Source organism: Pseudomonas sp. N2-3-1-14 (genome assembly GCF_041228395.1).
In the GTDB taxonomy this organism is placed as follows: Bacteria; Pseudomonadota; Gammaproteobacteria; order Pseudomonadales; family Pseudomonadaceae; genus Aquipseudomonas.
In genome coordinates, this window is sequence record NZ_CP166199.1 from 1,271,628 (window position 1) to 1,284,475 (window position 12,848).

12 protein-coding genes are annotated in these 12,848 nt (G+C 60.6%); 10 read left to right on the plus strand and 2 right to left on the minus strand.

Annotated elements, in window-relative coordinates:
• Nucleotides 1–429 carry a DNA polymerase III subunit chi gene (locus AB5I78_RS05860; RefSeq protein WP_369300902.1) on the minus strand — a complete coding sequence of 143 codons (429 nt, stop codon included), beginning with the start codon at nt 427–429 and terminating at the stop codon, nt 1–3.
• A 51-nt stretch (nt 430–480) separates the two neighbouring features.
• A complete protein-coding gene (locus tag AB5I78_RS05865) occupies nt 481–1,971 on the minus strand; it encodes a leucyl aminopeptidase (protein WP_145161381.1) in 1,491 nt (496 codons plus the stop codon).
• Between the two features lie 282 nt (nt 1,972–2,253).
• On the opposite strand from AB5I78_RS05865, the gene lptF reads away from it, so the two are divergent.
• The 10 genes from lptF to tadA all read left to right on the plus strand — a co-directional run bounded on the left by lptF (nt 2,254) and on the right by tadA (nt 12,782).
• The gene (lptF, locus tag AB5I78_RS05870) at nt 2,254–3,372 is read left to right on the plus strand and encodes an LPS export ABC transporter permease LptF (protein WP_145161384.1); all 1,119 of its coding nucleotides are present in this window, start codon (nt 2,254–2,256) and stop codon (nt 3,370–3,372) included.
• On the plus strand, nt 3,365–4,444 hold the full coding sequence (gene lptG / locus AB5I78_RS05875; RefSeq protein WP_106579467.1) for an LPS export ABC transporter permease LptG: 1,080 nt from the start codon (nt 3,365–3,367) through the stop codon (nt 4,442–4,444). The genes lptF and lptG overlap by 8 nt, the downstream gene beginning before the upstream one ends.
• 151 nt (nt 4,445–4,595) lie before the next feature.
• Nucleotides 4,596–6,395, plus strand: coding sequence for a translation elongation factor 4 (gene lepA, locus AB5I78_RS05880; protein ID WP_003210439.1), 1,800 nt, complete (start codon nt 4,596–4,598; stop codon nt 6,393–6,395).
• A 5-nt stretch (nt 6,396–6,400) separates the two neighbouring features.
• A complete protein-coding gene (gene lepB / locus AB5I78_RS05885) occupies nt 6,401–7,255 on the plus strand; it encodes a signal peptidase I (RefSeq protein ID WP_106579465.1) in 855 nt (284 codons plus the stop codon).
• A gap of 152 nt (nt 7,256–7,407) precedes the next feature.
• Complete coding sequence (rnc, locus tag AB5I78_RS05890; protein WP_094951369.1) at nt 7,408–8,097, plus strand: ribonuclease III; 690 nt, start codon at nt 7,408–7,410, stop codon at nt 8,095–8,097.
• Nucleotides 8,090–8,992, plus strand: a complete 903-nt coding sequence (gene era, locus AB5I78_RS05895; protein WP_003234112.1) for a GTPase Era — start codon at nt 8,090–8,092, stop codon at nt 8,990–8,992. The genes rnc and era overlap by 8 nt, the downstream gene beginning before the upstream one ends.
• 163 nt (nt 8,993–9,155) lie before the next feature.
• Nucleotides 9,156–9,839 carry a DNA repair protein RecO gene (gene recO, locus AB5I78_RS05900; protein WP_242194512.1) on the plus strand — a complete coding sequence of 228 codons (684 nt, stop codon included), beginning with the start codon at nt 9,156–9,158 and terminating at the stop codon, nt 9,837–9,839.
• A 51-nt stretch (nt 9,840–9,890) separates the two neighbouring features.
• On the plus strand, nt 9,891–10,637 hold the full coding sequence (gene pdxJ / locus AB5I78_RS05905) for a pyridoxine 5'-phosphate synthase (RefSeq protein ID WP_242194509.1): 747 nt from the start codon (nt 9,891–9,893) through the stop codon (nt 10,635–10,637).
• A 271-nt stretch (nt 10,638–10,908) separates the two neighbouring features.
• A complete protein-coding gene (locus AB5I78_RS05910) occupies nt 10,909–12,285 on the plus strand; it encodes a multicopper oxidase family protein (protein WP_145161395.1) in 1,377 nt (458 codons plus the stop codon).
• Complete coding sequence (gene tadA / locus AB5I78_RS05915) at nt 12,285–12,782, plus strand: tRNA adenosine(34) deaminase TadA (protein ID WP_145161398.1); 498 nt, start codon at nt 12,285–12,287, stop codon at nt 12,780–12,782. Before AB5I78_RS05910 ends, tadA begins: the two co-directional genes overlap by 1 nt.
• Nucleotides 12,783–12,848 lie beyond the last annotated feature (66 nt).

A 12,848-nucleotide genomic window follows, 5' to 3' on the forward strand; every position in this document is an offset into this window, starting at 1 on the left:
TCAAAGTCGTTGTAGCCGGTGATCCTGCAGAGAATAGCCCTGTTCGCGGTAGAAACGGAAACTCTCCCGCGCGGCCTGACGAATAGCCGGATCTTCCACCACCACTTCTGCCACACGGGCAAATGCCTTGGCGAAGGCGGGTACTTTCAGGTCCAGGTTGACCAACAGGTCGTTGTGATCGCCGCAGCTGTCACCCAGGCCCAGCACAACCAGGCCTTCGGGTTCGGACTCGGCAGGGCCGTGCGGCACGAAGCTTTCGCCCTTGAAGCGCCATAAGCGCGCGTTGAGGTCATCACGTTGGGCAGCATCGCTGCAATGCAGGTAGATGCGGTGGCCCATGCGCCAGGCTTTTTCGGTGAGCTTGCAGGCAAAGTCCAGGCGCGCGGAAGGATCGGCGCTGGGCAATATATAGAAGTCGACTTGGGTCATTGCGGTTCCTGAGACCAGGGCGGCAAGAGGGCCGCCCCGGAATCTTCAGTTTCAGGCTTTGGCGCGATCCAGCAGGTACTGGGTCAGCAGTGGCACCGGACGGCCAGTGGCGCCCTTGTCCTTGCCGCCGCTGGTCCAGGCCGTGCCGGCGATGTCCAGGTGAGCCCAGTTGAGGTTCTTGGCAAAGCGCGACAGGAAGCAGGCTGCGGTAATGGTGCCGGCTTTCGGGCCGCCGATATTGGCGATGTCGGCGAACGGGCTGTCCAGCTGCTCTTGATATTCATCGAACAGCGGCAGTTGCCAGGCGCGGTCGTCGGCAGCCTTGCCGGCGCTGAGCAGTTGCTCGATCAACTCGTCGTTGTTGCCCAGCAGGCCCGACGTGTGGGCGCCCAGGGCAACCACACAGGCACCGGTCAGGGTGGCGATGTCGATCACGGCCTGTGGCTTGAAGCGTTCGGCGTAGGTCAGCGCATCGCACAGCACCAGACGGCCTTCGGCGTCGGTGTTGAGGATTTCGACGGTCTGGCCGCTCAGGGTAGTGACGATATCGCCCGGACGGGTCGCGCCGCCGCTCGGCATGTTCTCGGCACACGCCAGGATGCACACCAGGTTGATCGGCAGCTTGAGTTCCAGCACGGCACGCAGGGTGCCGAACACGCTGGCGGCGCCGCCCATGTCGTACTTCATCTCATCCATGCCTGCGCCCGGCTTGAGGCTGATGCCGCCGGTGTCGAAGGTGATGCCTTTGCCGACCAGCGCGTAAGGCTTCTCGGACTTCTTGCCGCCGTTGTATTGCATCACGATCAGGCGTGGCGGCTGGTCGCTGCCCTGGCCCACGGCATAGAAGGAGCCCATGCCCAGGTCCTTGATCTTTTTCTCGTCCAGCACCTCAACCTTCAGGCCCTTGAATTCTTTGCCCAGCGCCTTGGCTTGTTCGCCCAGGTAAGTCGGGTGGCAGATGTTCGGCGGCAGGTTGCCCAGGTCGCGGGTGAACGACATGCCGGCGGCGATGGCCTGGGCGTGGGTCACGGCGCGCTCGACTTCAGCCTGGGCGGCCTTGATGGTCAGCAGGGTGATTTTTTTCAGGGCGCGCGGTTCGGCTTTCTGGCTCTTGAACTGGTCGAAGACGTAGGTGCCATCCACCAGGCTTTCGGCCAGCAGGCGGGTCTTGCCGTAGCTGTCACGGCCTTTTACGACGATTTCATCCAGGGCCAGTGCTGCATCGCTGCCGCCCAGGCCCTTGAGGGTGTTGAGAATGCCGCTGATGATCTTGCGGAACGGACGGTCGCCCAGTTCGGCGTCCTTGCCCACGCCCACCAGCAATACGCGGTCGGCTTTAAGGTTGGGCAGGCTCTGCAGCAGCAGGCTTTGGCCGACTTTGCCGGCCAGGTCGCCGCGCTTGAGCACGGCGCTGATGGCACCACCGCTGAGTTCATCCAGTTGCTTGGCGGCGACGCCGAGCTTGCGGCCTTCGCCGACAGCGACCACGAGGGTGGCGGTTTTCAACGTTTCGGGGCTAACGCTTTTTACAACCAATTCCATTTTCGGGTCCCTTATAAAGGTCTGTGAGCCTGAGTCTGTACCCAGGCTTTAAAGCGTGGCAGCTCTGTAAACCGCCAGCGACAAAGGCCGCAGTTTGAACCTCGCCAGCGGAGCCTGACAACCCTTGCCGCGTGCTTTGTGCACGCGTATGAGCAAGCACCGTGACAGGCGCGGTCAATCACAGGATAATGCGCCATCTTTTTAGCCGGCCCGTGCAAACGGGTCGACTCGGTATGCTTGCTTGTTTGGCCGCCTTAGCCTGACAACCCTGGAGTGTCTGGTTTGATCGTCTTCCGTTATCTGTCCCGCGAAGTCCTGTTGACCCTGAGTGCCGTGAGTGCGGTATTGCTGGTCATCACCATGAGTGGTCGTTTCGTCAAATTCCTGGCTCAGGCCGCTTCGGGCGCTCTGGATCCGGGCTCGCTGTTCCTGATCATGGGCTTTCGCCTGCCAGGCTTTTTGCAACTGATCCTGCCACTTGGCCTGTTTCTCGGCATTTTGCTGGCCTATGGCCGGCTGTACCTCGAAAGTGAAATGACCGTGCTGTCGGCCACCGGCATGAGCCAGCAGCGTCTGCTGGCCATGACCATGGTGCCGGCCACCGGCGTTGCCCTGGTGGTGGCATGGCTGAGCATGAGCCTGGCGCCTCAGGGCGCCATGCAGTTCCAGCTGCTGCTGAACAAGCAGGATGCGATGACTGAGTTCGACACCCTTGAGCCTGGGCGCTTTCAAGCGCTGAACGATGGCACGCGGGTGACTTACACCGAGACCATGACGGATGACCGTGCCAACCTGGGCGGCGTGTTTATTTCGCAGAAAAATCTCGGGCAGAACCAGAAAGACCGTGGCATCTCGATTCTGGTGGCCAACAGTGGTCGCCAGGAAGTGCGTCCGGATGGCAGCCGTTACCTGATCCTGGAAAATGGCTACCGTTACGACGGCAGCCCTGGCCTCGCCGATTATCGGGCGATCAAGTACGACACTTATGGCGTAATGCTGGCCAAGCCGGACATCAGCGAAGAGGTCACTGACCGCGATGCGCTGCCGACATCGTCGCTGTTCAACAATAAGGAACTGCGCTCCGTCGCCGAGCTGCAATGGCGGCTGTCGCTGCCGCTGCTGGTATTTATCGTGACGTTGATGGCCGTGCCGCTGTCGCGCGTCAACCCGCGTCAGGGTCGCTTCCTCAAGCTGTTGCCGGCAATTCTGTTGTACATGGCCTACCTGACCCTGCTGATTTCCGCCCGTGGTTCCATGGAGAAAGGCAAGTTGTCGCCGGTCCTCGGCCTGTGGGGCGTGCACGGGATCTTCCTGTTGATCGGCCTGGGGCTGCTCTACTGGGAACCTATCCGTTTGAAAATGAAGAGCCGTCGTGGCCTGAAGGAGTTGGCTCGTGGCTAAGCTCGATCGCTACATTGGTAGCAGCGTACTGATCGCCATTCTGGCGGTATTGGGCATTATTCTCGGCCTGGCCTCGTTGTTCGCCTTTATTGACGAAGTGGGCAACGTCACCGACACCTACACCGTCATGGATGTGTTGAGTTACGTGGCGCTGACCGCACCGCGCCGGCTCTACGACATGATGCCGATGGCCGCGCTGATCGGTTGCCTGATCGGGCTGGGCAGCCTGGCCAGCAGCAGCGAACTGACCATCATGCGCGCCGCCGGTGTATCCATCGGGCGCATTGTCTGGGCGGTAATGAAACCCATGCTCCTGCTGATGGCCTGCAGCGTGCTGATTGGCGAGTACGTGGCGCCACCGGCCGAGGCCACCGCTCAGGCCAATCGCGCCCTGGCCCAGGGCTCGGGGGATGCACAAAGCGCCAAGCACGGCCTGTGGCACCGTCAGGGTGATGAGTTCATCCACATCAACGCCGTGCAGCCGGGCGGTTTGTTGGTGGGTGTGACGCGTTATACGTTCGACAAGGAACGGCATATGCTGACCTCCAGTTTCGCCAGGCGCGCGCAATACGATGCCGAGAAATGGACGCTGAGTGACGTCACCACTACGTACTTCCGCAATGTCGGGCAGGGCACCAAGGCCAGCACCGAAGTGATCAATGTGCCGAGCGAGCAATGGGATATCGCCCTGAAGCCGGAACTGCTCAACACGGTGGTGATGATCCCGGAGAGCCTGCCGATTACCGGTTTGTGGAGCTATATCCACTACCTCAAGGATCAGGGCCTGAATAATGGCCGCTACTGGCTGGCGTTCTGGGTCAAGGTGCTGCAGCCGGTGGTCACCGCCGCGCTGGTATTGATGGCGATCTCGTTCATCTTCGGCCCGTTGCGTTCCGTGACCCTCGGTCAGCGGGTGTTCACCGGCGTACTGGTGGGCTTTACCTTCCGTATCGCCCAGGACTTGCTCGGTCCGTCGAGCCTGGTGTTCGGTTTCTCGCCGCTGTTTGCGGTGCTGGTGCCGACAGCTATCTGCGCCCTGGCCGGGTTCTGGCTGTTGCGCCGCGCGGGTTGATACTGCGCTTATGAACAAAAAATGCCCCGTTCGAGAGATCGGGGTATTTTTGTTCTGGTCAGCAAAGATGACGTCTGGCCTGAGCATCAGGTACAATTCCCGGCTATTTTTCAGCGGGCAATCTGCCTGCAGCCTTTTTGAGTGTTGATCCGTGAGTGATTTGAGTCATATCCGCAATTTCTCCATCATCGCCCACATTGACCATGGTAAGTCGACGCTGGCCGATCGATTCATCCAGATGTGCGGCGGCCTTGCCGAGCGTGAAATGGAGGCCCAGGTACTGGACTCCATGGACCTCGAGCGCGAGCGCGGGATCACCATCAAGGCCCACAGCGTTACCCTGTACTACACCGCCAAAGACGGTATCAAGTACCAGCTCAACTTCATTGACACCCCGGGCCACGTTGACTTCACCTATGAAGTCAGCCGTTCCCTGGCGGCCTGTGAAGGTGCGTTGCTGGTCGTGGACGCGGGCCAGGGCGTCGAAGCCCAGTCCGTGGCCAACTGCTATACCGCCATCGAGCAAGGCCTTGAGGTCATGCCGGTGCTGAACAAGATCGACCTGCCTCAGGCCGATCCGGACCGTGTCAAAGAAGAGATCGAGAAGATCATCGGCATTGACGCCACCGACGCCGTCGAGTGCAGCGCCAAGACCGGCCTGGGCGTCGACGAAGTGCTCGAGCGCCTGGTCAAGACCATCCCCGCACCTACCGGCAACTACGAAGATCCGCTGCAAGCGTTGATCATCGACTCCTGGTTCGACAACTACCTGGGCGTTGTTTCCCTGGTACGTGTACGCCACGGCCGTGTGAAGAAGGGCGACAAGATCCTGGTCAAGTCCACCGGCAAGATCCACCTGGTGGACAGCGTCGGCGTGTTCAACCCGAAACACACCGCCACCACCGACCTGAAAGCCGGTGAAGTGGGCTTCATCATCGCCGGCATCAAAGACATTCACGGTGCACCGGTCGGTGACACCCTGACCTTGAGCTCCACCCCTGATGTAGACGTGCTGCCGGGTTTCAAACGCATCCAGCCGCAGGTTTACGCCGGCCTGTTCCCGGTCAGCTCCGACGACTTCGAAGACTTCCGCGAAGCCTTGCAGAAGCTGACCCTCAACGACTCGTCGTTGCAGTACACCCCGGAAAGCTCCGACGCGCTGGGCTTCGGCTTCCGCTGCGGGTTCCTGGGCATGCTGCACATGGAGATCATCCAGGAGCGCCTTGAGCGCGAATACGACCTGGACCTGATCACCACCGCGCCAACGGTTATTTTTGAGCTGGCGCTGAAAACCGGTGAAACGATTTACGTCGACAACCCGTCCAAGCTTCCGGATCTGTCCTCCATCGAGGACATGCGCGAGCCGATCGTGCGGGCCAATATTCTTGTGCCGCAGGAACACCTGGGCAACGTCATTACCCTGTGTATCGAAAAACGTGGCGTACAACACGACATGCTGTTCCTTGGTACCCAGGTGCAAGTGACCTACGATTTGCCGATGAACGAAGTGGTCCTGGACTTCTTCGACCGTCTCAAATCCACCAGCCGCGGCTATGCTTCGCTGGATTACCATTTCGATCGTTACCAATCGGCTAATCTGGTGAAACTGGATGTGCTGATCAACGGCGACAAGGTAGATGCACTGGCGCTGATCGTGCACAAGGACAACGCGCACTACAAAGGTCGGCAGTTGACCGAAAAGATGAAAGAACTGATTCCGCGTCAGATGTTCGACGTCGCGATCCAGGCCGCCATTGGCGGGCAGATCATTGCACGGACCTCCGTCAAGGCTCTCAGAAAGAACGTACTGGCCAAATGCTACGGCGGTGACGTAAGCCGTAAGCGCAAGCTGCTTGAGAAGCAAAAGGCCGGTAAAAAACGCATGAAGCAAGTGGGCAACGTGGAAATTCCACAAGAAGCCTTCCTTGCGGTGCTCAGGTTGGATAGTTAGGTCCTATGTCACTAAATTTCCCGCTGTTGCTGGTCATCGCCGTTGCCGTTTGCGGTCTCCTGGCGTTGCTCGATCTGGTGTTCTTCGCCCCGCGTCGGCGGGCGGCTATCGCTTCCTATCAGGGCAGCGTCAGCCAGCCCGATGCGGTGGTGGTCGAGAAGCTGAACAAAGAGCCTCTGCTGGTTGAATACGGCAAGTCGTTCTTCCCGGTGTTGTTCATCGTGCTGGTGCTGCGTTCGTTCCTGGTGGAGCCGTTTCAGATCCCTTCGGGGTCGATGAAACCGACCCTGGACGTGGGCGACTTCATCCTGGTGAACAAGTTTTCCTACGGGATCCGCCTGCCGGTGCTCGACAAGAAAGTCATCCCGGTCGGTGACCCGCAGCGCGGCGATGTGATGGTGTTTCGCTACCCAAGCGACCCGAACGTCAACTACATCAAGCGCGTAGTCGGGCTGCCGGGCGACGTGATTCGCTACACCAGCGACAAGCGTCTGTTCATCAATGGTGAGTCGGTGGCCGAGAAACTGATCGGCGCCGAACCGAACACCTTGGGCAGCGCCGAGCTGTACCAGGAAAAACTCGGCGCGGTAGAGCACGAAATCCGTAAGGAAATGAGCCGCTACCGTGCGATGCCTGATGGCGAGTGGAAAGTGCCTGCCGGGCACTACTTCATGATGGGCGACAACCGCGACAACTCCAACGACAGCCGTTACTGGGATGACCCCAATATTCCCAAGGACCTGCTGGGCATGGTTCCCGACGAGAACATTGTCGGCAAGGCCTTTGCGGTCTGGATGAGTTGGCCGGAACCCAAACTCAGCCACCTGCCGAACTTCTCGCGGGTCGGGCTGATCAAGTAATACAGGCGGCGCTGTGAACACAGCGCCGAATGCTTTTCTGGGGTTCGGACAATGCGTCGTCCGGCCTCATGCGGCACCAACCAGGATTTGAATTTGAACACTGCGTCAATCGTCGATGGCCGCCGGTGCCACCAACTAGATATGGATAAACCGTGACCGTTTCTCTAAGTCGTCTCGAGCGTCAGCTCGGCTACACCTTCAAGGACCAGGAATTGATGGTCCTTGCACTCACACACCGCAGTTTTGCAGGGCGTAATAACGAACGCCTGGAATTTCTCGGTGACGCCATCCTCAACTTTGCCGCCGGTGAGGCGCTGTTCGAGCGTTTCCCGCAAGCGCGCGAAGGCCAGCTGTCACGCCTGCGTGCACGGCTGGTGAAAGGCGAGACCCTGGCCGTGCTGGCCCGCGGTTTCGGCCTGGGCGAATACTTGCGCCTGGGGTCCGGTGAACTGAAAAGCGGTGGCTTTCGTCGTGAGTCGATCCTGGCTGATGCCCTCGAAGCGTTGATCGGTGCGATCTACCTGGATGCAGGCATGGAGACGGCCAAGGAGCGCGTGGTGGCCTGGCTGGCTTCGGAGATCGAGAGCCTGACGCTGGTCGACACCAACAAAGATCCCAAGACCCGCTTGCAGGAATTCCTGCAGTCGCGCGGTTGTGAACTGCCACGCTACGAAGTGGTGGATATCCAGGGTGAGCCGCATTGCCGCGTGTTCTTCGTGGAATGTGAAATCACCTTATTGAATGAAAAAAGCCGAGGTCAGGGTGTGAGCCGTCGTATTGCCGAACAGGTAGCGGCCGCTGCAGCACTGATTGCCCTGGGCGTGGAGAATGGCCATGACTGATTCAACCGCAACACGCTGTGGCTATGTTGCCATCGTCGGCCGCCCGAACGTGGGCAAGTCCACGCTGCTCAACCACATCCTGGGCCAGAAGCTCGCGATCACCTCGCGCAAGCCGCAGACCACCCGCCACAACATGCTGGGCATCAAGACCGAAGGCAGCGTCCAAGCCGTCTACGTCGACACCCCGGGCATGCACAAAGGTGGCGAAAAGGCACTTAACCGCTACATGAACAAAACCGCTTCGGCGGCGTTGAAAGACGTCGACGTGGTGATCTTCGTGGTTGACCGCACCAAGTGGACCGACGAAGACCAGATGGTTCTCGAGCGCGTGCAGTACGTCACCGGCCCGTTGATCGTCGCGCTGAACAAGACCGATCGCATCGAAGACAAAGCCGAGCTGATGCCGCACCTGACCTGGCTGCAGGAGCAACTGCCGAACGCCCAGATCATGCCGATCTCGGCCCAGCACGGTCACAACCTTGAGGCCCTGGAGCGCGTGATCGCGGGTTACTTGCCCGAGAACGAGCACTTCTTCCCGGAAGATCAGATCACCGACCGCAGCAGCCGCTTCCTCGCCGCTGAACTGGTGCGCGAGAAAATCATGCGCCAGATGGGCGCCGAGCTGCCCTACCAGATCACCGTCGAAATCGAAGAGTTCAAGCAGCAGGGCAAAACCCTGCATATTCATGCGCTGATCCTCGTCGAGCGTGACGGCCAGAAGAAAATCATCATTGGCGACAAGGGCGAGCGCATCAAGCGCATCGGCACCGAAGCGCGCAAGGACATGGAATTGCTGTTTGATTCCAAGATCATGCTCAACCTGTGGGTGAAGGTTAAGGGTGGTTGGTCCGATGACGAGCGCGCACTGCGCTCCCTGGGCTACGGCGACCTGTAGGGTCTTGAATACACCACAGGGCTGAAAATGTGGAAGGGGGCTCGCCCCCGATAGCGGTGGGTCAGTTAACAGATAAGTGACTGACACACTGCCATCGGGGGCCAGCCCCCTCCCACGTTAGATTTGTGCAGTTTTCAAAAATGCATTCCAGCAGTGAGCATCCATGTCCCAACCCACCAGCCAACTCGCCTACGTCCTGCACAGCCGCGCTTACCGCGAGACCAGCGCCCTGGTGGACTTCCTCACGCCCCAAGGCCGCCTGCGCGCAGTCTTGCGCAGCGCCCGAGGCAAGGCCGGCACGCTGGCCCGGCCGTTCGTGGCCCTGGACGTGGAGTTTCGTGGCAAGGGCGAGCTGAAAAACGTCGGCCGTCTGGAAAGCGTCGGCAATTCCGCCTGGCTCAACGGTGAAGCCCTGTTCAGCGGCCTGTACCTCAACGAGCTGCTGATCCGCCTGCTGCCTGCCGAAGACCCGCACCCTGCGGTCTTCGATCACTACGCCGCGACGCTCATTGCACTGGCCGAAGGCCGCCCGCTGGAACCGCTGCTGCGCGCCTTTGAATGGCGACTGCTCGACGACCTGGGCTACGGCTTCGAACTGAGCAACGACCTGCACGGCGACCCTATCGCCGCAGACGGCATGTACCGCCTGCAAGTCGACGCCGGCCTGGAACGCGTTTACCTGCTGCAACCCGGCCTGTTCCAGGGCACCGAGTTGCTGGCCATGAGCGAAGCCGACTGGACTGCCCCAGGCGCCTTGTCCGCGGCCAAGCGCTTGATGCGCCAGGCGCTCGCCGTGCACTTGGGCGGGCGGCCGCTGGTCAGTCGCGAGTTGTTTCGAAAGCCCTGACAACCCCGTGTATGCTGTGCGGCGTTTCTTTCCCTTTTCAGGAGCGCTTCCGTGAGCACCAGCAATCGCATTCTTCTTGGCGTCAACATCGACCACGTCGCTACCCTGCGCCAGGCCCGGGGCACCCGTTACCCTGATCCGGTCAAGGCCGCGCTGGACGCCGAAGAAGCGGGCGCCGACGGCATCACCGTGCACCTGCGCGAAGACCGCCGCCACATCCAGGAGCGCGACGTGTTGCTGCTCAAGGACGTGCTGCAAACCCGCATGAACTTCGAAATGGGCGTCACCGAAGAAATGATGGCGTTCGCCGAACGCATTCGCCCGGCGCACATCTGCCTGGTGCCGGAAACGCGCCAGGAGCTCACCACCGAAGGCGGCCTCGATGTTGCTGGCCAGGAAGCGCGGATCAAAGCCGCGGTGGAACGCCTGTCGAAGATCGGCAGTGAAGTCTCACTGTTCATCGACGCCGACGAGCGTCAGATCGAAGCCTCGCGCCGTGTTGGCGCGCCGGCCATCGAACTGCACACTGGCCGCTATGCCGATGCCACCACGCCCACCGAAGTCGCTGACGAACTGCAGCGTATTATCGACGGCGTACAGTGCGGCCTCAGTGAAGGCCTGATCGTCAACGCCGGCCATGGTTTGCACTACCACAACGTCGAAGCCGTGGCTGCGATCAAGGGCATCAACGAACTCAACATCGGCCACGCGCTGGTGGCGCACGCGCTGTTCGTCGGTTTCAAAGGCGCAGTGGCCGAGATGAAAGCCCTGATCCTGGCGGCTGCCAGCTCCAAGTGAGCACAGTCTAAAAATCACTGAAGATCAAAATGTGGGAGGGGGTTTGCCCCCGATAGCGGTGTGTCAGTCAGCCTATCTGTAGCTGACCCACTGCAATCGGGGGCAAGCCCCCTCCCACAGTGATTTTCGGTGTATCCAGAGTTGTAGTTACCCAGCCAAACCCATTGAATTGAGCCATGCGGCAATGCGAAGCCTTACTGTTTAGCCGGGTCAGGTGTATCGTATCTGCCCTTTGCGGGCCTCTGGCCTGTGGCAGATACGTGAGGTTGTTGTGTCCCGATCCTTTTCCCGTCGACAAATCCTGGGGGGTCTCGCAGGCCTGGCCGTAGTGGGCGTCGGTGCCGGTGGCGGCTATCGCTACTGGCTGGGGAAAGTTGCCGAGGCTGAAGCCGGGCACGATTACCAACTGATCGCCGCGCCGCTGGACGTGGAACTGGTGCCGGGCCACAAAACCGAAGCCTGGGCATTTGGCCCCTCGGCGCCGGGCACCGAGTTGCGTGTGCGCCAGGGTGAGTGGCTGCGGGTGCGCTTTATCAACCACTTGCCGGTCGCCACCACCATTCATTGGCACGGCATCCGCCTGCCGCTGGAAATGGACGGCGTCCCTTACGTCTCGCAGTTGCCGGTATTGCCCGGCGAATACTTCGATTACAAATTCCGCGTGCCGGACGCCGGCAGCTACTGGTATCACCCGCACGTGAACAGCAGCGAAGAACTCGGCCGTGGCCTGGTGGGCCCGCTGATCATCGAAGAGCGCGAGCCCACCGGTTTCAAACACGAGCGCACCCTGAGCCTGAAAAGCTGGCACGTGGACGAAGAGGGCGCCTTCGTGGCCTTCAGCGTACCCCGTGAAGCCGCGCGTGGCGGCACGGCCGGGCGGTTGTCGACGATCAATGGCGTGTCCCAGGCGGTGATCGATTTGCCCGCCGGGCAAATCACCCGCGTGCGCTTGCTGAACCTCGACAACACGCTGACCTATCGCATCAACATCCCCGACGTCGACGCGCAAATCTACGCGCTGGACGGCAACCCCGTGGAGCCGCGCCCCTTGGGCAAGGAATACTGGCTGGGCCCGGGCATGCGTATTTGTCTGGCGATCAAGGCACCGCCTGCCGGTGAAGAACTCTCCATCCGCAACGGTCCGGTGCGCCTGGGCACCTTCCGTTCCGTCGCCAATACCGATGCGCCCACCGAATGGCCACCGGCGCTGCCCGCCAACCCGATCGCCGAGCCGGACCTGGCGAATGCCGAGAAACTCAACTTCAATTTCGAATGGGTCGGTACCGTGTCGGTCGATGACGGCAAACCGCCGAGCCTGTGGCAAATCAACGGCAAGGCCTGGGACATCACCGACAAGACCTGTGCTGACCGCCCGATTGCCAAGCTTGAGAAAGGCAAAAGCTACATTTTCGAATTGAAGAACATGACCCAGTACCAGCACCCTATCCACCTGCACGGCATGAGTTTCAAGGTGATCGCCTCGAACCGCCACAAGGTGATCCCGTACTTCACCGACACTTACTTGCTGGGCAAGAACGAGCGCGCGCGCGTGGCGTTGGTGGCGGATAACCCGGGGGTGTGGATGTTCCATTGCCACGTGATCGATCACATGGAAACCGGCCTGATGGCCGCCATCGAGGTGGCGTGATGCGCCAGATTCGCCCCACGGCGATTATCGACCGCAGCCGCGACCAGGACTTCATGCGTGAAGCCCTGGCCCTCGCCGCCCAAGGCGCCGCCCTTGGCGAAGTGCCCGTTGGCGCGGTGCTGGTGCAGGACGGTGAAATCATCGGTCGGGGTTTCAATTGCCCGATCAGCGGCAACGACCCCAGCGCCCATGCCGAAATGGTCGCCATCCGCGCCGCCGCGCAGGCGATCAGCAACTATCGCCTGGTCGGCAGCACGCTGTATGTAACGCTGGAACCGTGCAGCATGTGCGCGGGCCTGATTGTGCATTCGCGCATCGCGCGGGTGGTGTACGGCGCGCTGGAGCCCAAGGCGGGGATCGTGCAAAGCCAGGGGCAGTTTTTTACCCAAGGGTTTCTCAACCATCGGGTGCTGTTTGAAGGCGGGGTGTTGGCTGAGGAATGCGGGACAGTGTTGAGTGAGTTCTTTAAGGCCAGAAGAGCCAAGCCCACACTCTAAAGAACACTGAAAACCAATGTGGGAGCTGGCTTGCCTGCGATAGCGGTGCATCAGTCACTGATCAAT

What these genes read in the sequence shown, in the direction of transcription:
- AB5I78_RS05860 (WP_369300902.1), bottom strand. Translation starts at nt 429, where the DNA reads ATGACCCAAGTCGACTTCTATATATTGCCCAGCGCCGATCCTTCCGCG.
- AB5I78_RS05865 (WP_145161381.1), bottom strand. Translation starts at nt 1,971, where the DNA reads ATGGAATTGGTTGTAAAAAGCGTTAGCCCCGAAACGTTGAAAACCGCC.
- lepB (WP_106579465.1), top strand. Translation starts at nt 6,401, where the DNA reads ATGTCACTAAATTTCCCGCTGTTGCTGGTCATCGCCGTTGCCGTTTGC.
- era (WP_003234112.1), top strand. Translation starts at nt 8,090, where the DNA reads ATGACTGATTCAACCGCAACACGCTGTGGCTATGTTGCCATCGTCGGC.
- recO (WP_242194512.1), top strand. Translation starts at nt 9,156, where the DNA reads ATGTCCCAACCCACCAGCCAACTCGCCTACGTCCTGCACAGCCGCGCT.
- tadA (WP_145161398.1), top strand. Translation starts at nt 12,285, where the DNA reads ATGCGCCAGATTCGCCCCACGGCGATTATCGACCGCAGCCGCGACCAG.